The 26263-nt window shown below is 58.5% G+C and carries 20 protein-coding genes and 1 pseudogene; 13 read left to right on the top strand and 8 right to left on the bottom strand.

What is annotated here, in order from left to right; translation table 11 throughout:
* Positions 1–155: 155 nt before the first annotated feature.
* The 5 genes from GSQ75_RS07700 to GSQ75_RS07720 all read left to right on the top strand — a co-directional run bounded on the left by GSQ75_RS07700 (position 156) and on the right by GSQ75_RS07720 (position 6488).
* Positions 156–1079, top strand: coding sequence for a hypothetical protein (locus tag GSQ75_RS07700; protein ID WP_158753984.1), 924 nt, complete (start codon positions 156–158; stop codon positions 1077–1079).
* A gap of 111 nt (positions 1080–1190) precedes the next feature.
* Positions 1191–3479 carry a hydroxymethylglutaryl-CoA reductase, degradative gene (locus GSQ75_RS07705; protein ID WP_158753985.1) on the top strand — a complete coding sequence of 763 codons (2289 nt, stop codon included), beginning with the start codon at positions 1191–1193 and terminating at the stop codon, positions 3477–3479.
* Entirely contained in the window at positions 3472–4080 is a 609-nt protein-coding gene (gene idi, locus GSQ75_RS07710; RefSeq protein WP_254058493.1) for an isopentenyl-diphosphate Delta-isomerase, read from the top strand. Before GSQ75_RS07705 ends, idi begins: the two co-directional genes overlap by 8 nt.
* Before the next feature lie 135 nt (positions 4081–4215).
* On the top strand, positions 4216–5358 hold the full coding sequence (gene hpnH / locus GSQ75_RS07715; RefSeq protein ID WP_158753986.1) for an adenosyl-hopene transferase HpnH: 1143 nt from the start codon (positions 4216–4218) through the stop codon (positions 5356–5358).
* Positions 5359–5363: 5 nt separating this feature from the next.
* Complete coding sequence (locus GSQ75_RS07720) at positions 5364–6488, top strand: glycosyltransferase (protein WP_158753987.1); 1125 nt, start codon at positions 5364–5366, stop codon at positions 6486–6488.
* A 57-nt stretch (positions 6489–6545) separates the two neighbouring features.
* Here the strand turns inward: GSQ75_RS07720 and GSQ75_RS07725 are convergent, their stop codons facing one another.
* The gene (locus GSQ75_RS07725; protein ID WP_158753988.1) at positions 6546–7085 is read right to left on the bottom strand and encodes a VOC family protein; all 540 of its coding nucleotides are present in this window, start codon (positions 7083–7085) and stop codon (positions 6546–6548) included.
* A gap of 1126 nt (positions 7086–8211) precedes the next feature.
* On the opposite strand from GSQ75_RS07725, the gene GSQ75_RS07730 reads away from it, so the two are divergent.
* From GSQ75_RS07730 to GSQ75_RS07745, 4 genes are all read left to right on the top strand, one after another.
* Positions 8212–9225, top strand: coding sequence for a retropepsin-like aspartic protease (locus GSQ75_RS07730; RefSeq protein WP_158753989.1), 1014 nt, complete (start codon positions 8212–8214; stop codon positions 9223–9225).
* Between the two features lie 44 nt (positions 9226–9269).
* A complete protein-coding gene (locus GSQ75_RS07735) occupies positions 9270–9584 on the top strand; it encodes a hypothetical protein (protein WP_158753990.1) in 315 nt (104 codons plus the stop codon).
* A 220-nt stretch (positions 9585–9804) separates the two neighbouring features.
* Entirely contained in the window at positions 9805–10170 is a 366-nt protein-coding gene (locus GSQ75_RS07740) for a hypothetical protein (RefSeq protein WP_158753991.1), read from the top strand.
* Positions 10170–13130 carry an EAL domain-containing protein gene (locus GSQ75_RS07745; protein ID WP_158753992.1) on the top strand — a complete coding sequence of 987 codons (2961 nt, stop codon included), beginning with the start codon at positions 10170–10172 and terminating at the stop codon, positions 13128–13130. The genes GSQ75_RS07740 and GSQ75_RS07745 overlap by 1 nt, the downstream gene beginning before the upstream one ends.
* A gap of 679 nt (positions 13131–13809) precedes the next feature.
* Here the strand turns inward: GSQ75_RS07745 and GSQ75_RS07750 are convergent.
* Positions 13810–14103 carry a hypothetical protein gene (locus GSQ75_RS07750; protein WP_158753993.1) on the bottom strand — a complete coding sequence of 98 codons (294 nt, stop codon included), beginning with the start codon at positions 14101–14103 and terminating at the stop codon, positions 13810–13812.
* Positions 14104–14723: 620 nt separating this feature from the next.
* Between GSQ75_RS07750 and GSQ75_RS07755 the strand changes: the two genes are divergently transcribed.
* Entirely contained in the window at positions 14724–16874 is a 2151-nt protein-coding gene (locus GSQ75_RS07755; protein ID WP_158753994.1) for a sensor domain-containing diguanylate cyclase, read from the top strand.
* 171 nt (positions 16875–17045) lie between these two features.
* Positions 17046–17804, top strand: a complete 759-nt coding sequence (locus GSQ75_RS07760; RefSeq protein ID WP_158753995.1) for a sulfite exporter TauE/SafE family protein — start codon at positions 17046–17048, stop codon at positions 17802–17804.
* Between the two features lie 28 nt (positions 17805–17832).
* Here GSQ75_RS07760 and GSQ75_RS07765 read toward each other — a convergent pair whose 3' ends face one another.
* Both GSQ75_RS07765 and GSQ75_RS07770 read right to left on the bottom strand, forming a co-directional pair.
* Positions 17833–18273, bottom strand: a complete 441-nt coding sequence (locus tag GSQ75_RS07765; protein WP_158753996.1) for a MarR family transcriptional regulator — start codon at positions 18271–18273, stop codon at positions 17833–17835.
* The gene (locus GSQ75_RS07770; RefSeq protein WP_158753997.1) at positions 18270–19712 is read right to left on the bottom strand and encodes an MFS transporter; all 1443 of its coding nucleotides are present in this window, start codon (positions 19710–19712) and stop codon (positions 18270–18272) included. Before GSQ75_RS07770 ends, GSQ75_RS07765 begins: the two co-directional genes overlap by 4 nt.
* Positions 19713–19786: 74 nt before the next feature.
* On the opposite strand from GSQ75_RS07770, the pseudogene GSQ75_RS19180 reads away from it, so the two are divergent.
* Positions 19787–19924: pseudogene (locus tag GSQ75_RS19180) on the top strand (IS30 family transposase); the annotation flags it as partial.
* Positions 19925–20073: 149 nt separating this feature from the next.
* On the opposite strand, the gene GSQ75_RS07775 reads toward GSQ75_RS19180, so the two are convergent.
* On the bottom strand, positions 20074–21291 hold the full coding sequence (locus GSQ75_RS07775) for an NAD(P)/FAD-dependent oxidoreductase (protein ID WP_158753998.1): 1218 nt from the start codon (positions 21289–21291) through the stop codon (positions 20074–20076).
* A 332-nt stretch (positions 21292–21623) separates the two neighbouring features.
* Positions 21624–22388 carry a DoxX family membrane protein gene (locus GSQ75_RS07780; RefSeq protein WP_158753999.1) on the bottom strand — a complete coding sequence of 255 codons (765 nt, stop codon included), beginning with the start codon at positions 22386–22388 and terminating at the stop codon, positions 21624–21626.
* A 298-nt stretch (positions 22389–22686) separates the two neighbouring features.
* Between GSQ75_RS07780 and GSQ75_RS07785 the strand changes: the two genes are divergently transcribed.
* Positions 22687–23571: an EamA family transporter gene (locus GSQ75_RS07785; protein ID WP_158754000.1), complete on the top strand. Its 885-nt coding sequence runs from the start codon at positions 22687–22689 to the stop codon at positions 23569–23571.
* A 104-nt stretch (positions 23572–23675) separates the two neighbouring features.
* Here GSQ75_RS07785 and GSQ75_RS07790 read toward each other — a convergent pair whose 3' ends face one another.
* Both GSQ75_RS07790 and GSQ75_RS07795 read right to left on the bottom strand, forming a co-directional pair.
* On the bottom strand, positions 23676–24923 hold the full coding sequence (locus GSQ75_RS07790; protein ID WP_216840650.1) for an ammonium transporter: 1248 nt from the start codon (positions 24921–24923) through the stop codon (positions 23676–23678).
* Positions 24924–25134: 211 nt separating this feature from the next.
* Positions 25135–26175, bottom strand: coding sequence for an SGNH/GDSL hydrolase family protein (locus GSQ75_RS07795; protein WP_158754001.1), 1041 nt, complete (start codon positions 26173–26175; stop codon positions 25135–25137).
* Positions 26176–26263: the final 88 nt, after the last annotated feature.

Genomic DNA, 26263 nt, shown 5'->3' on the forward strand with positions numbered 1-26263 from the left:
TGACTGCCAGCGCACCTGGCAAACTCGTGTTACTGGGTGAATACGCCGTACTGGAAAGTGCGCCTGCCTTGGTGCTGGCGGTGAATCGCCGCGCCAATGTGCGTATTGCGGCACGCACGGATGGCATCTGCGAAGTGAACGCACCGGAGCTCGACGTGGCCGGTGCGCGCATGTCCATCGACGCTGATGGTGGGTTGCACTGGCAATGCGCCGACCGCGATGCGGACAAGTTGAGCCTGGTCGATCACATATGGCAGGGCTTGCTGCACGAAGGCCTGGCCCCGCGCTCGGGCGATGGGTTCAATCTGCACCTGGACACCTCGTGTTTTTTTCACGCCAATGGCACTGGACGCGTCAAGCTGGGGTTGGGTTCCAGTGCGGCCCTGACGGTGGCGCTGGCTTCCGCACTGGCGACGTTCGCGGGCCAGGGCGAAGCGACGGCCGAGCGCACGCGATGGTTGCGCCGCCTGTTTCGGATGCATGGCACCTGGCAAGGGGGACGCGGCAGTGGCGTCGATGTGGCCGCCGGTGTGGCTGGGGGCTTGATCGCCTACCGACTGACCGGGCAGGACCCGCAACCATCCTTCGTGCCCCTGGGATGGCCAATGGCTGGTGTGCACTGCCTGTTCATCTGGTCCGGTCAGGCCGTCTCAACGGCGAATTACTTGCTACATTTGGCAGAGTGGCGCCAGAGTCACCGCGCGGAGTATGCGCTGCATATGCAAGAACTCGGTGCCCTGGCCGAGGCAGCGGCAGAAGCCCTGCAGCAGGAGCGCGCGGCAGCTTTCGTGGAGCTTGCGGCTGTCTATGCGACCGCATTGCGAAACTTCGGCGTCGCCTGCGGTTTGGAAATTTTTTCTCCCGCGCAGCAACGTTTCGCGGACATCGCAGCGGATGCCGGGGTCAGCTATAAGCCATGCGGCGCTGGTGGCGATTTCGGCGTGGTCTTCAGCGAGGATGCAGACCGTCTGGTCAGCATCAGGCAACACATAATCGATGCAGACATGCACGACATGCCTCTTAAGAGTGATACGCAGGGGTTCACCTGCGCTATACATTTGACTTCAGATTGTTCGTAATGCAAGGTTTCCAGTGAGGATGTGAGAACACTTGGACGCTGTTGTCGACATGTCGAGCCGATGCTGAGAGACGTGGCTTGAACGTGCAAACCTGAGCGGAGTGGCCACGGTATGAGCATCGAACAATCCAGTGCGGAGCGGTCGCGGTTTCCAGCGTTCTACAAATTGTCGGTGTCCGATCGCGTACGGATCATTCACGAGCGCGGCTGGCTGTCCGCCGAGGATTACCAGACGCTCGTTTCCGGCGAGCATACGCTGAAGGTCCACAAAGCCGACAAGATGATCGAGAACGTCGTCGGCGTGATGGGCTTGCCGGTCGGTCTCGGCCTGAACTTCCTGGTCAACGGACGCGATTACATCGTCCCACTGGTGGTTGAGGAACCTTCGATCGTGGCCGCGCTGTCGTCAGCAGCGAAAGTGGTGCGAGGTGCAGGCGGCTTCACGGTGGAGAGTACCGAGCCGGTGCTGATCGGCCAGGTCCAGGTGGTGGACGTGCCACATCCGGCGCAAGCCAAGGCAATCCTGCTGCAGCGCAAAGACGAATTGCTAAATCTCGCGAACAGCCTGCACCCGCAGATGGTGGCGCGTGGCGGTGGCGCACAGGATGTCGAGGTGCACCTGCATACACGTGCCGAAGGCAGCGATATGCTGGTGGTGCACCTGCTGGTCGATACACGCGATGCGATGGGGGCCAACCTGGTCAATACCATGTGCGAGGGTATCGCCTCGCTGGTGGAATCCATGACCGGTGGTCGCGTGTTTCTGCGCATCCTGTCCAACCTCGCCGATCGCGCGATGGTACGTGCGCGTTGTGTCATCCCGATCGAAGATCTCACCACCAAGGGGCATCCCGGCGAGGAAGTGCGCGACGGCGTGGTGCTCGCCAACGAATTCGCCAGCATCGATCCCTATCGCGCCGCCACGCATAACAAGGGCATCATGAACGGCGTCGACGCAGTCGCGCTGGCTACCGGCAACGACTGGCGTGCCATCGAGGCGGCTGCACATGCCTACGCCGCACGCGGCGGCCGCTATACCTCGCTGACGCGCTGGTACAAAGGCGAGCAGGGTGAATTGGTGGGCGAGCTGGAGATGCCGATGAAGGTCGGCATCGTCGGCGGGTCGCTGCAATCCAATGCCACCGTGGCGCTCGACCTGCGCCTGCTCGGGGTGAAGTCGGCACGCGAACTGGCCGAAGTAATGGGCGCGGTCGGTCTCGCGCAGAATTTCTCGGCGCTGCGTGCCCTGGTCACCGACGGTATCCAGCAAGGTCACATGACATTGCATGCACGCAGTGTCGCCATCACGGCCGGCGCCACCGCGGAAATCTTTGACACGGTGGTCGAGCGGCTGGTGGAGAGCGGTGAGATCAAGATATGGAAAGCGCAGGAAATCGTGCTGCAGGTGCGCAAGGAGGCGCGCGGTGTGGCGATCGCCCCGAAGCTGTCCGAACAGCGGGTGCCCGATCTGCGTGCCTGTGGCCACGGCAAGGTCATCCTGCTTGGCGAACATGCTGTGGTCTACGGCAGCCACGCGATTGCCGCACCCGTGCCGCTGGCCGTGCGCGCGACCGTGCAGGACACCGCTTCCGGCAGTGTCGACATGCTTATTCCGCGCTGGGGCGTGGAGTATCGACTTCACCGTGATCCGGCGCACCGTGATTCGTTCCAACGCTCGCTTGGTATTATTTTCGACACGCTGGAATTGACCGAACGCTCGATTCGCATCGAAGTATTCCCCAACGTGCCCAGGGCCATGGGCCTGGGCGGTTCGGCAGCGATGGCGGTGGCGGTGATCCGTGCCCTCAATCAGCATTTCCGGCTGGACTTGAGTGATGTGCAGGTCAACGCCTTGGCTTATCGCTGCGAAGAGGTGGCACATGGCGCGCCTTCGGGCGTGGACAACACGGTGGCGACCTACGGCAAGCTGGTGCTCTACAAGCGCGGCCGGCAGCTGGAAGAGGCACCGGCCATACACGAATTGGCACTGACCAAGCCTGTTCCACTCGTGATCGGCATCAGTGGCAAGGAGAGCCTCACTGCCAGGACCGTCGGCAACGTGCGCAGCGCCTGGCAGCGCAACCCGGCGCTTTACGAAGGCATCTTCCAGCAGATCGACCAGCTCACGCTGCAAGGCGTGGACGCCATGCAGCAGCATGATCTGGAGCGTCTGGGCGATCTGATGAACATCTGCCATGGCCTGCTGAACGCCTTGCGCGTGTCCAGTCGGGAACTGGAAGAGCTGGTGCAGATTGCGCGCGAACACGGTGCACTCGGCGCCAAGCTTACCGGCGGCGGTGGCGGCGGCTCGATCATCGCCCTGTGCCCACAGAATCGCGACACGGTGATCGCTGCGATGCGTGAAGCCGGCTATCAGGCGATGGAGGTAGACATTGGATAATCGCGAATTGAATCGTCAGGAATGGCGGGATTCCAGGGATGTGGTTTCCTTCGATGACGAGCCCTTGATCCTGGTCGACGAACACGACCGCGAGATCGGTTATCTCGACAAAGCTTCGGCACATCTTGGGCACGGTGTGCTGCACCGGGCTTTTTCGTTGTTCGTGTTCAATCCGCAGGGCGAGTTGCTGTTGCAGCAACGCGCGCCGGGCAAGCGTCTGTGGCCAGGTTATTGGTCCAATACCTGCTGCAGTCATCCACGTCGCGGCGAAACGCTGGAGACGGCGGTCCACCGGCGTCTGCACGAAGAGTTGGGCCTGCATTGCCCACTGCAATTCCTGTTCAAATTCGAGTACCAGGCTCAATTCGATGCCGAAGGCGCCGAGCATGAACTGTGTTGGGTCTACGCCGGGCGCAGCGCCGCAACACCCACCGTGAATATCAACGAAATTTCGGCGCTGCGCTATATATCGCCGGACGCGCTCGATGCCGAAATGGCACAACAGCCGCAAACCTTCACGCCCTGGTTCAAGATCGAATGGGAGCGCTTGCGCCGTGAGCATGCCCAGGCATTTGCGCCGCTCACCATCCAGTCAGCATGAAAATGGTCGTCGCGAAGCAAATGGCTTATATTTCGAATCAGCCAATCAGGTTCGGCGTCACGCAGGTGAAATGCCACCGAACTGTTTGCATGGCGATGGCTTTGCAAAAGTCACACTGAGATCCCGGAGGCTCCATTGGGCATTCCACTTATCCAGCAGACCACGATCGCGCGCTATATTCTCGGCAAGAAGCTCAGCGGCCAGAAGCGCTACCCGCTGGCGATGATGCTGGAGCCGTTGTTCCAGTGCAATCTGGCTTGCGCTGGATGCGGCAAGATCGACCATCCCAAGGAAATCCTGCAGAAGCGCATGAGCGTCGAAGATGCTCTGCATGCGGTGGACGAGTGCGATGCGCCGGTCGTTTCCATCCCTGGCGGCGAACCGTTGATCCACAAGGAACTGCCGCAGATCGTGCAAGGCATCATTGCGCGCAAGAAGTTCGTTTACTTGTGTACCAACGCCATCCTGTTGCCCAAACACATCGACGAATACCAGCCCTCACCGTACTTCACCTGGTCGATCCACCTGGACGGCCTGGAAAAGCGCCACGACGCATCGGTGTGCATGGACGGCATCTTCGAGAAGGCCATCACCGCGATTAAGCTGGTGCTTTCGCGCGGCTATCGCGTCACGGTCAACTGCACCTTGTTCAACCAGGAGCCGCCGGCGGAGGTCGCCGAGTTCTTCGACTACGCGATGGACCTGGGCGTCGAAGGCATCACCGTGTCGCCGGGTTACAGCTATCAGCATGCGCCGCGCCAGGATGTTTTCCTCGGGCGCAGCCAGAGCAAGCAGTTGTTCCGCGACGTGTTCAGGCTCGGCAAGGAGCGCAAGAGCAAGTGGGTCTTCAACCAGTCGTCGATGTTCCTCGATTTCATCGCCGGCAATCAGGCCTACCAGTGCACTCCTTGGGCCAACCCGACCTACAACATCTTCGGTTGGCAGAAGCCCTGTTACCTGCTTGTCGATGAAGGGTATGCGCCGACCTACAAGGTATTGATGGAAGAAACCGAGTGGGAAAAGTACGGCGTCGGCATCAATCCGAAATGCGACAACTGCATGGCCCATTGCGGTTTCGAAGGCACGGCCGTGAACGACACCTTCGCGCACCCGTTGAGGGCTTTGCGCGTATCACTGTTCGGCCCGCGCACCGAAGGCGCGATGGCTCCTGATCTGCCGGTACTGTACGGCGATCGGGCCGCTGCTACCGCCGTGCATATCCCGATCAGTGCCATCCAGCGCCGTAACAGCAATACGGGTGCTGATGCCGGCCGCTGACCCGGATGTTCGCTGACCTGGGCACCTTGGGTTGGGTGGTCGCATCGATTCCGGCATTGATGTGGGTTGGCTTGCTGCTGGTGCCCTGGCGGCCATGGAGCACGCGCGAGCATATCGAAGCCGATTTGCAAGCCATGCCCGCAGCCGACCTTGGCAAGATCACTGTACTTATCCCGGCACGTAACGAAGCCGAGGTGATAGGCACCGCCCTGGCCGCTTTGCGGGCTCAGGGAGTGGGTTTGCAAGTGCTGGTGATCGACGATCAATCGAACGATGCCACGGTGCAGATTGCCACTGCGTATCCGAATACACGCATCATCAACGGCCAGCCGTTGCCGGATGGCTGGGCTGGCAAGCTGTGGGCCCTGGAGCAGGGCATGGTCCATGTGCGCACCCCGATGACACTGTTGCTCGATGCCGATATCCAGTTGCAGCCGGGCTTGCTCGGGACCCTGTTGGCACACAAGCAGCGCGAGGGTCTGCATCTGGTCTCGTTGATGGCAGATCTGCGCCGTACCAGTTTCTGGGACCGGCTGCTGCTACCGGTATTCGTGTACTACTTCAAATTGCTGTATCCATTTTCATTGTCGAATTCGAGCAGCCGCCATGTCGCCGCAGCGGCGGGCGGTTGCGTACTGGTGGATACGGAGGTGCTGCGGCAGATAGGTGCCTTCGCCAGCCTGCGCAATGCATTGATCGACGACTGCACGCTGGCACGCCAGGTGAAAAATGCCGGTTACCGTATCTGGCTGGGTTTGAGTTGTGGGGTCGTGAGTCTGCGGTCCTACGGAACCTTACGCTCCATCCACGACATGGTGGCGCGCTCGGCTTTCACCCAGCTTGGCTACTCCACGTTGCTGCTGTTGGCGGTGACTGTTGTATTCGCTCTTGCCTATGGTTTGCCGTTTGCGCTGCTTGATTCGCCGCATACGTGGCCCTTGGGGGTAACTGCCTGGTCGGCCATGACACTGGGCTACCTGCCGATGTTGCGCTATTACCGGATGTCGCCGTTATGGGCCCTCCTGTTGCCGCTCAGCGCAACGCTGTACCTGGGCATGACCTGGGGTTCGGCGATACGGTATTGGGGCGGGGTACGCTCACGCTGGAAGGGCCGGACCTACGGCACCTGATATTCCCGTCCGATGCGACGACACCAAAGCGCCTTATGTACAGATGGCCAGCAATCGTCACGGTGCCGTGGCGAGCTGGCTCTTGTTCCAGCCGACCAACTGCAGTTGCAGTCCCCACGGCGTAACGAAGTTCACCACGGTCTGACCGGCGTATGGTCCGGTTTTCATGGTCACCGATGTCCCGATCACTTGTACGCCTTCGCGCCGCAGCCACTGGTCGGCATGCGCCACATCGTCAGCGGAGAACTGGATCGGCTCGTTGCCCTGATCGATTGAGTAGCGCGCTGAGGAAAGTGAACGTGCTCCATGCTCATCGAACAATTCGACGATGGTGCCCGAATCGCAGAGCAGCAGTCGGGATGCAGGCGGGGCGGGGTGCCGGGATGCAGTACCTGTTGTCGGTCCGTCTGTATTGACCGGGCTGACCGGTTCGCAGTCCAGGATGTTGCGAAAGAATGCGGTGGCCTGCTGCAGATTGGGTACACCGATGGTCACGTAGCCGCTGTCATGGACGCCGGTGGCATGGCTGTTGAAAGGCACGCCGGCCATGGCGGCCAGGAAACCGAAGACCAGTATCGAAAGGAAGGACTTGCGCATGAGTTTGCACCAGTAACCGTACTGGTGGCCTATATGGGCATGGCTATTTCAAGCTGAAGTACCGCTGGGTGGTCACCGCGTTTCCCTGCGTGAACGATGGCCTTGAGTCAACGCAAATGGCAGATGCCCCGTTTATCGTTCAAAGGCGGAAACACAACGGTCGCGCAAAAGCGCTTTATCGCGGCCTTTGTCGTCACCATCTTTACACCACAAACAGACCGGCAAGTAGGTAGCTAATCCGGTCAAACCCTATAGACACAGGATTGCCAGGATGAAGCGTCATCTCAACTCGCTGCTGCAACGCAAGCACACCGAATTCGAAGGTGCTCAAGACTCAGGTCGCTCGCCTCGATTGATGAAGCGGTCGCTGTTCAATTGAAGGATGGCTATGACTGGCTGGCGATGATCAAGGGTGTGCAGGCGACTCGGGCATTGGCACGGGGCTGAGGTCGAAGCGACCTGTCTACGCGTGAGTCGTGGTTACAGCTGGCTGGATTTTCACAGCCTGCCGTCAAAGTAAAAGTTGTCCAGAAGGTTTGCAGCCGGAGCCGTGAGCATAAGGGCGCTGCTCGCTCACCTGGCTCACGGCCTCCGGCCGCAAGCCTTCTGAACATCTTGGATTTATTTGAACAACGCGGTGGAAATGACGAGCCGCGCCAGCCACCAAGCTTTACAGCCCAATACACCTAGCTTGCTAGTTGACGTGTTGGGTACGCCGTTTGGATCGGATGGCCGTTTTCGATGACGGAACGAACAGCCTCCTCTTCATCAAGCAGATGCTTAGATACAACGAGCTTAATGCCAGGCTGCGCCAGATACTGACCTTGCCACCGGTACCAAGGACAAGCTCCGACACTGAGAACAAGAAGATCAATCCTGTTGCGATCAGGCAAACGTTTCGCACGAGGTATTCGAGAGGCAATTGCTTGGAAAAGTTCCGCATGCAGTTATTGTGCGACTGCGTTCCATAAAGATGCGATATGGAAGAATCGGTTCGCCATATAGATAGCGTAAAAATTTCCTGTCGCCGATAGCTCCCGCTAGTGGCTGGTGGTGATCCGACAGGCGTGGCGTTGCCCAACGCAGCAGCTGGTGTTGTGTTCCGTGAGAGCTACCGAGCCGGTGCATGCCGAAAGTCAGGGTGACAAATAGCGGTGTCGCAGGCGCATGCTCGACGCGTAAGCTGAGGGATCGAACCTTAGAGAGCGATCACATGGTTTTCCCGTCGCGCCCGCTGCTGGTTGTCGCCATGACGACCGTGCTCTTCGCTGCCAACTCGAATCAGGCAGCTGTCACGACTCCCTTCGACTTCTCGAAACACGCCATTGCCTTAAACGTGACCGTCAAGGGAGTACCGCTCTACGTTCTGCTGGATACCGGCGTCGACCCTTCAGTCATCGACATCAAACGTGCCGATGCACTCGCATTGCCCGTGGATCGCAAGACCAGTGGGCAAGCCGACGGCGAAGGTACGGGCAGCACCACTGTGTTTCCGGCAACGATCAAGGACCTCGAGATCGGCGGTCACGCCTTCGGCGACGTGGTGACGCTGGCCGCGGACATGGGAACGCTCTCGAAAACCTACGGGCGTCCTGTCGATGGGGTCCTGGGTTATAGCTTCCTGAAGGACAAGGTCGTACTGATCGACTATACGGCCAGCACCGTCACGATCTTTTCCGGCACCAAGGAGGCCGAAGTGTTCGTTCGGCAGTGCAGGAAGCATTACGGCACGCCGCTGCGTTCATTCGCCGATGAGCAGATACCGGTGATTCCGGATTTTCAACTTGGCGATGCAAAGGTGCCAATCACGCTGGACACTGGTTCAAACCGAGGCATCGCGCTGTATCAGGTGGCGCTGAATGTGAAAGGCATACGTGGCGCGCTGAAAGTCACGGGCAAGGCTCATGGCGCCGGTGCGCGCGGCACTTTCACCAGTGATACCGCGACCTTGAATGTCCCCGTCGGAATGGGACCCTTCCAGTTGCCGGCAGGTGAACCCGTCGTCGTCATGTCGTCCAGGGGCTCGGCCGACTCACGCATGGCGAACATCGGCAACATGACGTTCGCAGCAATGAAGGTGAAGCTCTTGCTCGACTACCCAGCGAAGCAGGTTTCCTTCTACGGCGACTGCGCTCCCTGAGTAACGCCACTACCGCTCGCGCGTGCATTGCTATGGCACATAGTATGGAGCATGACGATCCGGACGGATTCGGGATGGCCAGGCAACAACGTACCGTCGACCGCGTGCTTTATGTTTCCACCATCGCCACGTGGTGTCAGAACAAAGCCGCCGCCTCGCTGATCGCTATCCACACGCTGATCAGAAACGGAATGCGAACCAGCGCTATAGCAGCGGGTGTAACCGTTTATCAAAAGAGTGCTGTGCGCCTGTCGCGGAGTGGGACACAGTTTGAGGGGGCGCTGTTGATTGTTGCAAAGCTAGCTAGAAAGCTTGATCGCAACGGTTTGCGCAGCGATCGGAAACCCAATGCATCGTGAGAGCAGGAAAGCTACTGCAAGGACGGTCCGTATACCGAAGGGGCTCGTGTGAGGGTGTTCAAGCAAGATCATCGCCATACGATCACTCGTAATTCATCTATCTACGAATCTCACGACTACCTCACACTAGAAGCGAGACCCAGCACGCATTATTGGCATTCGGTTCGGTAGAGCCTGCCTCCAACGGTCCGAATTAGCGGGTCTTGAGGTAACACCGATCATGACAATCACACTGCTCCTTATCGTCGCAGGGTGCCTAGGCGCTTCGACGTTTGTTCCCTTCATTGCCGATGCGCAGGAAGGGCGAATCGCGTTCTCAGGCGCGGTTGTTACACCCACCTGCAGCATTGCCACTCCCGTCATAGCCATGGCTGCCGATGTACCGAGCGCAGTAAATGAGACGCGGCAATTGACTTGTGCCACGTCGGCCAATGCAAGTCTCACTATGCCCCAGAGTTATGCACTGACCGTCGTTCGCTTGTCGAGTTTGGTACCAGATCGAGTACTGAAATACTTCGACACCTACGTTAAGGCAGAGCGTCCCGGTGCGGCGGACCCGGTGTTGCTGACGCAGGCTTACGACTGATGTCGCAGCGAGCCGTCGTTGCTTTTGACCACGAATCATTTGGCGATAGAGGCCAGATAGGGTGGCTTGCGCGCCTGATTGATGCCACCACGCCGGAGGAAGTAGGTGCGGTTATCGTGGATCGGGTCAAAGCACAGCATGGCTGCGAAAAGGCAATGGTGGTTTGGTTGGCCGTCGATGGAAGCCCTGTCCACACTGCGACGCTTGCTGCTCCGAATATGCGTCAGTTGACCCAGGCTCACGCTGCTTTGCAATCGATCAACGGCTGGCAGAAATCGCCCGATGGTCAGCAGCTGGCGCTATGCCTATTGAGGCAAGAGCGGGTGGTGTTGTTGCTGACGTTGGCGCCTGGGGCCTCCGGCAAAGAACTGCTCGCCAACATCAAACAGTGTCTCCAATTGGCCACACATCACCTGCTTCATGCGATGAAACTGGCTGCTTTGAACGATTCACACAATCAGTTGGAACATTCCGAAAACCTGCAGCGCGCGTTATTTGCAATCGCAGATCTTTCCGGTTCCGATCTCGACATGCCGGAGCTTCTGCGTAGCATTCACATGATCGTTAGCCGGCTGATGTATGCCGAGAACTTTTTCATTGTGCGGCACGATCCCGAGCGCGGCACGATGCGCTTTCTCTATTTCGTGGATGCAGAAGATACTGAAAGCCCCGACGCTGCGGGGGAAGAGTGGCTGGAAGCCCGCCGGGACACGCTGACCTGGCATCTCCTCACCCGTGGCAAGCCATTGATGGGGAGCAATGAGCAATTGCGCGAACAGATCAACGGATCGCTTTTGACGAGCGGCCCCGATAGTGTCGACTGGCTTGGTGTGCCGATGTTGCGCGATGGTCGGGTGCACGGTGCATTGGTAGTTCAGAGCTACAAGAAAGGTATCGCCTTCACAGAGGAGGATCGTGCCCTACTGGAGTTCGTCGGCAGTCACATCCTTACCGCCCTGGAACGCAAGCAGACCAAGGACGAGCTGGAGCAGCGGGTACAAACGCGGACGCTGGAGCTGGCCGAGGCCAATCAGGGCCTGCAAAAGGAAATACTGGAACGTCAATGGGCCGCTCGGTTACAGGCGACGCTGTTTCATCTCGCTCAGTTGGCGACCGCCGACATTGATGAGGGCGAATTTTACAAGCGTGTGCATGCGGCTGTCGGTGAACTGCTCAATGCAGAAAATTTCTTTATCGCGTTGCTTGTGGAGGACCGAGAGGCTCTGGAGTTTCCCTATTTCGTCGATGGTGCCGAGCCGTACATGGAACGGCGAACGTTGGGGCGAGGCCTCACAGAGTATGTCTTACGCCGCGGTGAATCGCTGAGGGCTGGACTTGCTGAAATATTCGAGCTTGATCGGCAAGGTGAGATATCGCTGAAGGGTGTTGGCCAGCCTGCTGTGTGCTGGCTTGGTGTACCGCTGATGGTGGGTGATGAGGTCATCGGCTTGGTGGCTGTACAGAGTTATACCGAAGCCATTGTTTACAGTCCAGCCGATCAGGAGCTACTGAGCTTCGCCGCATTGCAGATCGCGAACAGCATCTATCGACGGCGTGCGACTGCCTTCCTGCATCAAGCCAATGTGCAACTGGAGCAGCGTGTAGAGCAGCGCACGCTGGAGCTGCGTCAACAAATTGCACACCGCGAAAAGGTCCAGCACCAGCTGAAACATCAAGTGATGCACGATACGCTGACCGGGCTCCCCAATCGCGGTTTCATGCGTGATCGACTCGGCCGCGTTCTTGCCTTGATACAACGTGAGCCAAGTCGGCGTTGTGCGCTGCTGTATCTGGATGTCGATCGTTTCAAGGTGATCAACGACAGCCTCGGACACCTTGCCGGCGACGAGTTTCTGAAAGCGATTGCCACCCGTTTGCAGCACTGCGTGCGTGAGCCGGACATGGTGGCGAGATTGTCAGGTGACGAATTTGCCATTCTGCTGGAGGACATTGAGGTTCCTTCTGTTGCAACGAATGTGGCTCAACGTGTGCTGCAGACCTTGGGCATGCCGTTGCGAATTGCCGGCAAGGAACTGGAACCGTCAGTCAGCGTGGGCGTTGCTTGCGGCGATGCCCATTATCTGGATGTCGACGAGTTGTTCCGCGACGCGGACATTGCGCTTTACCAAGCCAAGCAACTGGGTCGCAAGCGTTTTGTGGTGTTTGATGAAACGCTCGCGAAAGACATGGTTGATGTGCTGACGATAGAGGGTGAACTGCGCCAGGCACTCCAGCACGATCAGTTTCAGCCGTATTTCCAGCCCATCAGTCGACTCGATAGTGGCGAGGTAGTGGGCTACGAGGCATTGATCCGGTGGAACCATCCACAGCGCGGGCTGCTTAAGCCATCAGATTTCCTCAAGATCGCTGAGGACAGCGGATTGATCGAAACGATCGACTGGCGCATGTTCGAACTCAGCTTTGACCTGCTTGCGCAGCACGGTTCGGGCGATACGTTCATGACGTTCAACGTCTCGGCGCGGCATTTGCGCCATGCAGATTTCGATACGCGCTTGATCCATATGCTTGAGTCCGCCGGATTGCCACCCACGCGACTGATCGCAGAAGTCACCGAAGGTGCGCTACTGGACAATCCAGAACTCGTACGTGTCATTCTCGAACGACTGCGTACAGCTGGTGTGGGCGCTGCACTCGACGATTTCGGGACAGGATACTCATCACTCAGCTATCTGCATTCGCTGCCATTGCGCATGTTGAAGATCGACCAAGTTTTTGTGCAGTCGTTGGACAAGATGGGAAATACCAACAGCACGATGGTGGTTGAAGCGATCCTTGCGCTGGCACGTGCCTTGAACATCCAGGTGATCGCCGAAGGCATCGAAACCCAGGCACAGCACAACGTGCTGCTGGCGATGGGATGTGAAATGGGGCAAGGTTATCTGCTGGGTCGCCCCGCACCGATCGAACACTGGCTTGAACGGCATTCTTTAGTTGCGTGAATGCGAGCGTATTTGGTGCGCACGTCGCGGCGCTAAAACGAATTCGCAGCGAAGCGTTTGTGTGAGGTATGGCGAGCCATTCGTCCTGGAAAACCATACGGGTCACGTTCATAGCTTTCCCTGAAGTGACCTCGTGCAGTCTGGTAGAGGTGGCCGCTTCAGGAATGTGCAGGGAAAGCTATCAGTGGAACGATTGCTCTTGGTAACACCACCCTTTAAGCCACGCGATGGCCATGGCGGTATTGCACTCGTAAAAGCACCTGTCACGAGGCACGCCACAGTAGCGTGCGTAACAGCCCTCTACCCAAGCCTTCAACTGGTATTGGATTTTCTCGCTCATGTTGTCATTGGGCGCTTCGACAATGGAACAGGAAGTAACTGTTAGTTTCGCGTCAATTTGCCAGGCTCGTTACAAAACGCTCACTCAGTTAGATTGCCGGGATCCTGCAGCTTCACTTCGAAGCAAATCAAGCATGGTCATGTGAATCATTCTTCGCGATCGCCCGAATCCCACTCATCGCCGCGAATGCTTCGACCGCAGGGATCAAAACTAATTTGGATAATGCGGCCGAGCATGCTGAGGTCGGTGTGTCTAAGCTCCAGCCATTGCGGGACCCTGTCCAGGTTGACATGGTAAGCAGCGGGACCTCTGGGGCTTCGGACGCGGCATAGGCAGCTGCTACGTTGCTTGCGAATCGTTGGGCGGCAGGTATTCGCCTTCCATTTTGCCGTTCTTGTCGAGAATGGCGTCGATGCGATCCATCACCCACTCGTAATCCCCAGCGCCAGCCATGCGTGCGATAGCATCTGCACGGTCAGCGAATAGCGGCATGAAATCGGCATCGTCCGGGTGCTGCGTGATCAGTTGTGGCGTGACCTGTTCCAACTTCACCAGCATGCTTTGAAGTTCTTCTCGGGTCAGCGGTGAAGGTTGCGCCAGCTTGCGCTCAAATTCTTCGCGAGTATTCACCATGTTTGCTCCTGCGGCACCTAGGACACCGAGCTTGGTGCTGGGAGCGTCAAGCCAGTGTCATGCATATGTTGTCGCCGAATGCAAAATGGAAGTTGTACTCAGCCGGGGGCTTCGAATCATCTGACACTCGCTTCTCCGTGAGAGAAAAGGGAAGCGCAACCCGCCCCGGATACGACGCTTGAGTTTCACCCCGATGTAACGTTCTACGTCGGGCACACTGTGGGAGTGGACCGGTTTGACAGTATGGATAGGCGCGGTCGGTCGTACACACCACTTTGAACGCTGACAACCGCGCTCAAAGGCACTTACCGACGGCCTGTGTCAGAGCCCGTCATCCATAAGAGAGCGAATGTGGATGAAATCTGTCGTTGCCGACGTATAACGAGGGACGCTGGCAGTATCTGGGGCTCGGACATGACGGTTCTCTGTGATGTGGGTCACAGTAGCGATGGTCACAGTAACTGATCAACCTGTTTGGAACGGTCTATGCCTGTTTCCGTGTGAAGCGAATTTCACAGCAGATTGTGTGGCCATCGGTCGGCTCTCTTGACGGACTGGTTCGACGGATCAGGACCTTCGCTGGCTGTATCCATTCATCTCGCGCTTTCGCAGGACGGACCATGCGCCGCTTGCTTCCAACCATGCCGCTCGACGTTATATGGAAGGCTATCGGGCTCGCCGTCCTGGTATTCGCTTGCTGCGCCTATTCGCTGGCGTCGGCGCGCGCGACTGGCAGCGCGACCTCATTGTGGATAGCCAATGGCATCCTCGTGGGCGCCCTTGTTCGCCTGCAAACGCGCCACTGGTACATGTATTTGCTGTTTGGTTTGGCGGGAAATGCCGGAGCCCGGTTCCTGCTGCATGACTCGCTATTCGTATCGCTGGGCCTAGCGATGGCCAACACCCTCGAGATCCTGATCGTAAGCGGAGCCGTACGCCGGCAGTTTCCGGAAATCACCAGCAATACACCGTATCTGGAATTGGGTCGGGTGGCCCTGACGAGCACGCTCATCGCGTGTGCGCTGTCTGCGTTATTCGCCGGATTTTTAGCACATGCAATACAAGGTGCTCCGCTGTTCACCTACATCAACGGTTGGTACCGCGCTCACGTGCTCGGCATGGTGATCACGGCGACGATGACGGTCGTGGCCCTCACCGAAAAGTGGAAGCTTCTGGGAGTACCTGGCAAGCGGTGGCCATTCCTACGCGATATGGCCTTGATGACGGGTACGACGCTCGCTGTGTTCGCGCAGTCGCGATATCCATTGCTATTTTTGGTATACCCACCGCTGCTGCTGGTAGTGTTCCGGCATCGCTTCGCAGGTTTGGTGTTGGGCATAGCGCTGGTTGCCGCGATTGCCTCCAGCGCAACAGCTTGGGGAGTAGGGCCCTTCGAACTGGTTGTTAACGGATCGCGAACCGACCGAGCTCTCCTGGCCCAACTATTCATCGGTGCGGCCTGTCTAATCACCGTGCCATTGGCCTTGATTCTTGCCGAGCGCCGGCAGTTGGCGATTCGAGTTCGTGAGAGTGAGCTTCGATACCGGATCCTCGCCGACTATGCCGGCGATCTGGTGATGCGCATCAAACCTGATGGCCAGCGATCCTACGTATCGCCTTCCATCAAGGATCGGCTCGGCTGGGAAGTCGAAGAGTTCATGGAGCCGCGCCCAGATCTGATCCACCCCGACGACCGCGAACGTGTGGCCAAGGCTGTCACCGATCTCCATGAAAAAGCTGGTTCAGCGATCACCACGTATCGGATACGTCACAAGAATGGACATTACGTCTGGTTTGAAGCCTTGGCGCGGCTGGTGCCAAGCCCCGAAGTAGAGGGTGTCATGGAGATCATCTACACCGCACGGGACGTCACTCAACGAGTGCTGACAGAGCAGGCGCTGGCTGACAGCGAGCGGCGACTTCGTACGATCACGGATAACATACCGGCGGTTATTGCCCATGTGGATGCGTCTGAACGTTACACGTTCGTCAATGCCTACGTTCAGCATGTTTCGGGTGAAGACTCGACACAGATGATCGGAAAGACCATGCGTGAAGTCCGCGGCGATCTAATCTATCGTGGCCTTCAGGGACATATCGCGACGGCTTTGGGCGGCAATGCCGTCACGTTTGAGTACGAGGCTGACTACAGAGGAAAGCACACATATTTCCAGACTAACTTCGTGCCGGATCAAGACCAGGGAGGACATGTAAGTGGTGTCTATGCGTTGACTACGGATATCACGCACATCAAGGAAGTGGAGCAGGAACTGATAAAACTGGCACGCTTTGATACGTTGACCGGCCTTGCCAACCGGCGCTACTTCGATGAACACATAGCGGCTGTGATGTTGCGTAAATATCGCCAGCGATCACCCATTCTCCTGATGATGATTGATGTCGACCATTTCAAGCGCGTCAACGATTCGTGGGGCCATGGAGTCGGCGATGAAGTACTCAGGGATGTCAGTCAACGCGTTCAGTCCTGCCTTCGCAGGAGTGATCTGGTGGCGCGTATTGGTGGCGACGAGTTCGTTGTTCTCGTTGAGGATATTGAAGCGCCATCCGTTGGAGAAGGGTTGGCCCGTAAAATATGGACGGCAATGCAGCCAGAAATCGTCGTAGGAACGGTTCGCTTGCGGATCACGTTGAGCATAGGTATAGCGTTTTGCCAGAACATCGCGTCGCCCGATGCGGTCATGCAGCTCGCAGATGCTGAGTTATACAAAGCCAAAGCCGATGGACGCAATACCTACCATATGGCGGCGTAGCGCGGCGTACCTCGCCGCTTTCTCACGGGAATGCCCATTGCTGGTATCCGGGTGCGCTTCTCGCAATCGCGAAGTGCCACATTTGCTCGAAAGATAATTGCGCAACGCACACTTGTTGAGCGGGCCCGTTGGACGTTAACGATTTAGATGCGCCTTCAGAGATGAGTTTATATGCACCCGACATGGTCTTTGCTGGTATTGATCCTTGCATCGTTCGCTGCCGGAGTGCAGAACGCATTGGCCGGAGGGGGATCCTTTCTTACCTTTCCGGCGCTGTTGTTCGCTGGCCTTGATCCGCGCGCGGCAAATATCGCCTCCACCATCGCACTGTTTCCAGGCCAGGTGACTACGGGACTAGCCGGGCGCTCGGACGTTGCGGGTGCTGAAGGCTTATCGTTCCGCATGCTGCTTTGGATCAGCCTGGTCGGTGGCGCGTTTGGGGCTGTGTTACTACTAGTGACGCCGGTCAGCGTGTTTACTCGGCTCGTACCGTACCTCGTGTTGTTTGCCACGATCGTATTCGCCTGGGGTAGCTTTTTCAGAAAGCCGCCTCGCAAAGGCGCCAAACAGGCATTGGGCAGAAACTCTGCGATGGTTGTGCAGTTCTGCATCGCCATCTATGGCGGCTATTTCGGTGGTGGCATCGGCATTCTGATGTTGGCAGCGCTCACCGCGGCGGGCCTGGGCTTGCGTGTAGCTGGTGCAACCAAGAACGTGTTGGCGGGGGTGATGAATGCCTCAGCAGTGGTGATCTTCATGGTGCAGGCTCGCGTGCTTCCCTGGTCGTTGATCGCCTGCGTGGCTGTCCCTGCGATCGTTGGTGGTCAGATTGGCGCCCACTTATTGCACAGGATCAACGAGAAGGTGCTACGCATCGCTATCGTCTGTATCGGTGTGGCGCTGACAGTGGGTTTGTTCGTGATGAAATAGGCGGTTTAAGTGAAACCGGAATCCTTTCCTAATGCTCGCTGCTATTGATTCGCTCCAGGATGCGGCGAAGGTGTGCAAGGTCGGTCTTGGAAAGATGCTGGACAGCGGTTGGTGCATCGTCGTGCACGGTGCGTTGTACCAATTCGAGGAGCCGCCGACCCGAGGGCGTGAGCGACACCAGTTTCGCGCGTCGGTTGTCCGGGTGGGGATTGCGTTCGACCAGACCGCGATCTTCAAGATCGTTCACGGCTACCGTGGTGGCGGGTGCATCGCTGCTGGTCATATAGGCCAACTGCTTCAAGGTCTTCGGCTCATCCAGCAGGCGCCACAGCAGGCGTGCACGGCTGAAGGGCAGGCCGGTGGCATCGCTGACTTTTCGGCGCCATTCACCGCGGGTTTCCCATACCAAGTCGACCATCATCTGCCAGATGCGATCGGCTTCGGTGCCGCTGTTAGTGTGACCGATCATGCAGTCGCTCCGGCCGATGTTTCCTCCAGCAGGTGTGCCGCGTGGCGGGTGGTGTCACGCGCCCAGCGTGTGTTGGACAACCACGCCAGCAACAACACGGTAACGCCGCCGCCCGTGATCAGCCACCAGAACGGATGCGAGGCCTCGGCGAAACCGCTATGAATGTGCGCGCCCAGGATGGTGCCCGCAAGGGCGACGCCGAGCGATGCGCCAATCTGTCTGCTGGTGGAGGCAACCGCCGCGGCGAGACCCGCCTGTGCTTTAGGCATCCCGGACACAGCCGTGTTGGTAATGGGCGCATTCACCATGCCGAAACCGATCCCGAAAATCACATAGGTCAACAACAATAGTGGCAACGGTGTCGTGGCCGTTAGCTGCGTCATCATCAACGCGCTGACGACCGTGGCTGTACCGGAAGCCAGCAACGAGGGGCGTGTGCCGTACGTGCCGACCCATCGCCCGGAGAGCGGCGAACAGAGCATCGTCGCCAAGGCGAGCGGCAAGGTGCACAAACCGGTATGGAAGGCCGAAAGACCGCGCACTTCCTGCAAGTACAACGCATTGAGGAACAGGAAGCCGGAAAACGCCGAGAAACTGCATACGGCGATCAATGTTGCGCTGCTGAAGGGCGCACTGCGAAAGAACCGCACGTCGATCAATGGTTCGTGGCGCCGAGGTTCGTAGACAAGCAACGCGATCAGCGCAAGCGCTGCGGCGACGAACAGGCCGATGATCGTTGTCGAGTCCCAGCCGTCGTGGGGACCTTCGATCACCGCATAAGTCACCGTAGCAAGGATGACAAACACCAACAGTTGCCCAATCGGATCGACGCGACGCGGATGCGGTGCCTTGGACTCGGGAATGAAGCGCGCGGCGAGCAGCATCGCCGCGGCACCGATGGGCAAGTTCACCCAGAAGATGGAGCGCCAGCCGATGCTTTCGGTGAGCGCACCGCCGATCACGGGGCCCAGCGCCATTGCCACGCCGGCGACCGCACCCCAGACACCGATGGCACGTGCGCGTGCTTTTGGTTCGTGGAACGTGTTGGCGATGATCGACATGGCGACCGGATTGAGCATCGTCGCCCCCAGCGCCTGCAGAATGCGAAACGCGATCAGGCTATGAATGTCCGAGGCAATGCTGCACAGCAGCGAACCCAGCATGAACAGCGCCATGCCTGTCTGGAACACACGACGACGCCCGAAGCGGTCGGCCATCGACCCGGCCAGCATCAGCAGGCTAGCCACCACCATGGTGTAGGCATCGATCACCCACTGCAGCCCCGATATCGACGCGGCGAGATCGTGCCGGATCGAAGGCAGCGCGACGTTGACGATGGTGACATCCATCGCAACCATCAACAGGCTGAGGCAGCAAATACCGAGAATAAGGTTGGGATGGGTCTGGGCCCGCCCGGTGTTGACAATAGTTGTATTCATACAACAATTGTGAATTAACAACTATAAACCGTCAAGTGGTCTCTGCGTTGTCATGCACATGAACTCATTGATGGCGGCATACGCAGGTGGTCATCAATGTACTGATCAACCATGCCCACAAGCTCTCTCGGGAGCTCTACAGGTTACTGACCTCGGATCGCAGCAAGGAGATCGCCGACCGCCGGTGCTTCATTCTGGCGACAGACATCCAGTGCGGGTACTGGTTGGGAGTGAACAGTGTGTCGGTTTGAGCTGGTCACCTAAGCTGGTTGATGCTGGCGCTTTCGCCGGTTCTGGAAAAACCGTTGTCAACCAGCAACAGCTCTCGACGTGCGTGACGTCGAGAGCTATGCCTTGTGATTTAAATAGGTAGAGGGTTTTGAGCCATGCGCTGCTGTCCGGTTAAAGCAGCTTCGCGAACAACATCGAAGCCGTAACTCAACATCGCGTTTTCGTAGGATGCAAGCGCGTCCTGAAGAGCCGTTGCGCCCATAGCAGCGCGCTTCAAAGCACGTCCCAGTGTCACGCCATCACGCATGGCCACGTTGGCGCCGCGCCCAAGCGTTGGCGTCATCCCATGAATGGCATCGCCCAACAGCGTGACATTGACGGGTGCATCGAGCGAACACGGAATGCTCGTATACATTTCCACCAGGAAGAACGAGGTGGGATCGCCATGACGAAGCATGCGCGCGGCGTGTTCGGGCCATTGAGCGATGGTCTCTAGAGCGATCTCTCGAAGCTGGCTGCTGGATGCTATACGCAATGCGGGGAGATCTTTGGGGAAAAACTCAGGGCGACCGCCGACAATAGACACGAGATAGTCGTCCCGCTGTTTAAGTTCGACGTTGGCAATCTTCCCCGCCTGATCAGGTGGGACGGGAAATTGAACCGAGCCCATGCCCAAGAAGACTTTCCGTTCGTCCATGGCCACGGTGAAGATGTCGCCTAGCGTTTCGGCTGGAACGATGTCTTTGGCGGCTTGAACCGGAATGCGACCATAGATGGCGATGACGCCAGAGTTCATCGTCTCGGCATGTGGAGCACGCTGCTCACGTACAGTCGAGCGAATGCCATCTGCACCGACGAGCACGTCACCTTCGGCTTTAGTGCCGTCCTCGAAATACGCGACGACACCACCGGCGTGCTCTTCGTAACGTACGAGACGTTTGCCGAATTGGATGCGATCTTCCACGCCGGCTAGCAGGATTTGACGCAACGTGGCGCGATCGACGTTGAAGTGCTCGGGCTCACCCTCGTGTGGTGGCCAGACATCCTTACCAAGATCGTCATCGGTAAAAAGACGTTTCACCACCGACAAATCGGGTTTCAGGATGGTGGTGTAAGGTGCTGTGCGTTGAGAGGTTGCATTGAACACCGCACACAGTTCAGGCGTGAGGACTTCACGCGCCGAATTGATGGCATCGCCATCCAGATGCAAACGATAACCCTGGGGGCGATCCCAAGGGCTTTTGTCACGCTCGAAGATTTGGAATTCGATCCCTGCGCTGCGCAGGGATTGGGCCAAAGTGAGGCCGCCAAGACCAGCACCGATGATCAGAACATTGAGAGTAGGCATAGTCGTCCCTTCCATTCACATGGTAAGAGACGCACCGGCGGCCTATCTCTGGATAAAGAGGGAAGGCACTTGCACGGACGCTTGGTCTGCGTCGCCTAGACTACCGACCAGGCAGTGACTTTTGCGCGTCGGAGTGCACATGATCCAACCCGAATTTGTGCGCTGTCAATATGGCCGCCTATCGAGAGCGAATGAAATATTCAGGTTTCGCCCGATGTGTCGCTAGCGTTGCAACAAGCACGCTTGCCGACAAAAGAACCGTTCTTGTCAAGTGAAAGCGGAGCGGATCACCTTCATACCAACGCGCTGAACCAAGCTTTAGAGTCGCTCCACTAGCGACGTGGCCGCGCCAGCGAGTCCGCCACAACCCAGGCGGTGCCGATCAGGGCGATATTCACCGCGTTCTCACTCAATATCCAATGGCTGGAGGGATTGGCCACCAGCATCGGCCCGTGTACCAGCAGGGTGAAGGACGCGTACATGGCTGTCAGTAGGATCGCGGCAAGGCGTGCCCGCACACCCGTAAGGATCGCAACACCTGCTGCGATATGGCCAAGCCCAGTCGCATAAGCCCAGAACTCTTGCGAAGGTGGCAGCCATTTGGGTACCAGTGGAGCGGTGAGGTTCATATAAGCAAAATGCGCTCCGCCGAATATCAGCGCACAAACTCCGAACGCGAGTTGACCCAGCCGCGTGAGGCGTACTGCCAGGTGCGCATCGATCCTGGCGTTGGCGGCGTAGACGATCAACCCGCCTGCCGCGATCGCGACCTGCTCTGCAAGGACCTCGTACGTGCCGTATTCGGTGAAATGGCCGAGCGCGGCGTAACCGTTCATCAGGATGATGACAATGAGTGTGTAGTAAGCGGTAAGCGCCGCAGCGCCCCAGGCCACGGTGCGGCGCCACTCGACGGCAGCGCCAGCGACGAGCATGAACGCAGCGATGGCATAGGCCAGGGCAGTGCGGTAGGGAAAGTCCTTGGGCACCGGCTGTCCCGTGTCGAAGGTTCCCCACGCCAGGCAGAGCATGGCAATCGCCATTACGCCAAGGCCATAGATGCGCCAGCCGAAGACTAGTGTTGTTTTTTCCGTAGTCATGACTTTCCACCTTTCAATGGCGAGTGCGTGGCCAGTGTGCTGCAAACACGGGTAGCGGGCGTTCCAAGCTTGCCGTTCTGATGCACTCTCCGCAATGTCCACTAATTAACTAAACGATAGAGCCAATCGCAAGTCTCAAGGGGCGGAGTCTAGACATCGATGCATCATCCCGCGAATCGTGCCCCTGATTGCTGACAGATGCTGTCAGCAATGGCGACGGTGGGTCGGCCCGCATAGTGGGTTTCGTCTGGATCTGCGGGCATCATGTGCGCACTGTTCTCCCGCCGTGGCTGCGCTCATGTCATCACGTTCCACCCTTGCTCTGGTCGCGCTCGCGGTCGGCATGCTGTTGATCAGTATGGTCTCGTACCAGTGTGGTGCATCGCTGGCCAAGCACCTGTTCCCGCAGGTCGGCGCGCAGGGCGCTACCGCCTATCGGCTGGGGCTCAGCGCACTGATCCTGTTGCTATGGCGGCGGCCGTGGCGCCGGTTGGTCAACCAGCGTGACTGGCGCGCGCTCTGGGGCTATGGCCTCTCGATGGGTGCGATGAACATGGTGTTCTATATGTCGCTGCGCACGATCCCGCTAGGCATCGCGGTAGCGTTGGAATTCACCGGGCCGCTGGCGTTGGCACTATTCGGCTCGCGCCGATTGCTCGACTTCGTCTGGATCGCACTGGTGGTGGCCGGGCTGGCCCTGTTGTTGCCGCTGCGCCAGCAGGTGCATGCACTCGATCCGGTTGGCGTGATGTACGCGTTGGCTGCTGGCGTGGGCTGGGCGCTGTACATCGTGCTGGGAAAGAAGGCCGGGGCAGCCTACGGCGCGGACGCGGTGACGCTGGGCACCTCGATCGGCGCCTTGCTGGCGATCCCGTTTGGCGTCGTGCACGCCGGCAGTGCACTGCTGTCGCCGGCGCTGTTGCCGTATGCCCTGGGTGTGGCGGTACTAAGCTCAGCGCTGCCATATTCGCTGGAGATGGTCGCGCTGACCCGGTTGCCGGCACGCACGTTCAGCACCTTGTTGAGCTTGGAGCCGGCCATCGCAGCGTTAGCCGGCGTGGCGTTGCTGGGCGAACGGCTCAGCCTGCTGCAGTGGCTGGCCATCGTGACGATCATCGTGGCGGCGGCGGGTACCGCGTTGAGCGTGCGTCGGCCCATGCTGGCTGAGCCGCTGGCGAACTGAGAGCCACCAACAAAACGACGCCATTCCTCAGCGCAAACGTCCGCTTGGATCGAAAGCGGACATGCGAGCTTGCTGATGCGCTCCCGTCTTTTCGGTCAACTGCCTCAAAGATTCTCCAGGTATGCCGCCTCGCCGTGCAGCGACTGATCGAGGCCAGCTGCTTCGCCGGCTTCATCGACTTTCACTGTTGTGATGCGGTCGATCAGCCAGAGCATCCCGTAGGTAAAGACGAATGCCCAGATGGAGGACAGCGCCACTGCGCCGAGCTGGATGAAGAAGAAATGCGGATTTCCGCGCAATAAGCCGTCGGCACCGGCTGGGTTGAATGCAGTCGTCGCGAAGACGCCGCAAAGGACGATGCCGAGCGCCCCGCCGACGCCGTGCACACCCCAGACATCAAGCGCATCGTCCCAACCGAGTTTGTTCTTCAGCGCCACTGCGTAGAAACAGACGAGGCCAGCGACGATACCAATGAGACAGGCTGTTGCGGGCGATACATATCCGGCCGCCGGTGTGATGGTGGCGAGGCCTGCGACTGCGCCGGTCAGCAGACCAAGGAACTTCGGCTTTTTTGTCGTTATCCAGTCCATGGCCAGCCATGCGATGGCAGCGAAACTGGCGGCGAAGTCGGTGTTCACGAAGGCGACCGCCGTGACCGAATCGACGCGGAACTCGCTGCCTGCGTTGAACCCGTACCAGCCGAACCAGAGCAAGCCGGTGCCCAGTGCGACGAGCGGGATGGAGTGCGGGCCACGATCTTCAACCTGGCGTTTGCCGACATAGAGAACCGAGGCGAGAGCGGCGATGCCGGCGATATTGTGGACGACGATGCCACCTGCGAAGTCGAGTACGCCCCAACTCGCCAGGATGCCGCCGCCCCAGATCATGTGCACGAACGGGAAGTAGACCAAGATCAGCCAAGCGGTGAGAAACAGCATGTACGCCTTGAAGGTGACGCGATTCGCGAAGGCGCCGGTAATCAGCGCTGGTGTGATGATCGCGAACATCATCTGGTAGGCGCAGAAGACGAACATGGGAATGGTCGGGTTGATCAGCGACGGCGTATTCAGTGTGATCCCGCGCAGAAAGGCCCAATCGAGGTTGCCGATGAGGCCCATGACATCCGTTCCGCTTTTCAGATCGCCGCTGAAGCACAGCGAGAAACCGAACGCCCACCAGAGCACAGTCGTCCAGCCCATCGACACAAAGCTCTGAATCATGATGGCCAGAACATTCTTGCGACCGACCAGGCCGCCGTAGAAAAACGCCAGCCCCGGCGTCATCAGCATGACCAGGCTGGAGCAAAGCAACATAAAGGCAGTATTGCCGGTGTCGATGACCATAGCTGGCATTGAGATTTCCCCTCGACGAAATGTCAGATTCGACTCATCCCTGCAGGCTTCGGCCATTCAATCCCTGCAACCCAACTTGCCTTATACGCCCTCTTGCCCAGCAGAAGCGACTCATTTGGGGTAGCGCACCCCAGGCGGGGGCGAAGTTAGAGAGCCTATCCTCGTAGTAAGCCCGTAAGGCCCAGAGTCTGGCAGGCGAAACCTTCGCCTTTCATCTATCTCGCGTAAAGAGACGCAGATCGATGGCCGCCGCCATCGCTTTGTACCCTGCATCGTTCGGGTGCAGATGATCGCCACTGTCGAAGGCAGCCAGGAGAGAGCCCGTGTGTGCCGGGTCGCGCACCACTTGATCGAAATCGATGACCGCATCGAACGCGCCGGCATGGCGAATCCACGCGTTGACTGCCTGACGCTTTGCCTCACCGGCGGCCGAGGTGAATGGCCAATCGACGCCTCCGTAGGGTGTCAACGTGACGCCGTATATCTTGATGCCCTTCGCATGCGCACGACCAATCATCGTTTTCATGCCATCGATGATTTGTTGCGCGGACACGTTGCCATCGGGCGTCGCGAGTACATCCGTAGCGGAAATATCGTTGATGCCTTCCATCACCAGAACCCAGTGCACGCCGGGTTTGTTCAGGACATCGCGATCCAGGCGCGCGAGAGCACTCGGTCCCAGGAAGGGTGTAGCACCGTCATGGAGAATCCGATTGCCGGCCATGCCTGCATCGACAATTGCAATGGACCGGAGCGCCGGGTTCGCCTGCAATCGCGCGGCGAGCGCATCCGGCCATCGAGCGTTTTTGTCTTGCGTCGAACCGACCCCATCGGTAATGGAATCGCCAATAACCGCGATGGTTTGGGCGTTGCTTCCAGCGGCTACTTCCACGTCGGTCAAGAAGATTCGGCTACTGGTAGTTTCACCGGTGTGAAACTGTGTCATTGCCGTAGCATCGCCAGTCAGCGTCATGAAGGCGGTCTGGTTTCCAACGGTATGAAGGGTCGAAGATCCTGTGCGGATGGGCAAATACATGCTGACCGCGAGTTCTTCCAGCGGAGCTACCGAAAGGGGAATCGGGTCACTGAGTGCGTCGCCTCCCTTGGCAATCGTCACGGTGGGTTTGCCCCTGAAGGTCACCGCGTGATCGGTTTCCGGCCGAATCGCCGAACCACTTGCATGTTGCGCCATGTGTACCGGACCGATCGTCAACGGTGCCGTACCAAAAAGGTTGGAGAAGCGGATGCGCACGCTCGATCCACCGATGCTGGTGCGTATGACCTGACGTATGGTTCTTGTCCCCAGTGGGGGCCCTGCCGAATCCGGTGACGCTGTCCAG

Source organism: Dyella sp. S184 (genome assembly GCF_009766065.1).
In the GTDB taxonomy this organism is placed as follows: domain Bacteria; phylum Pseudomonadota; class Gammaproteobacteria; order Xanthomonadales; family Rhodanobacteraceae; genus Rhodanobacter.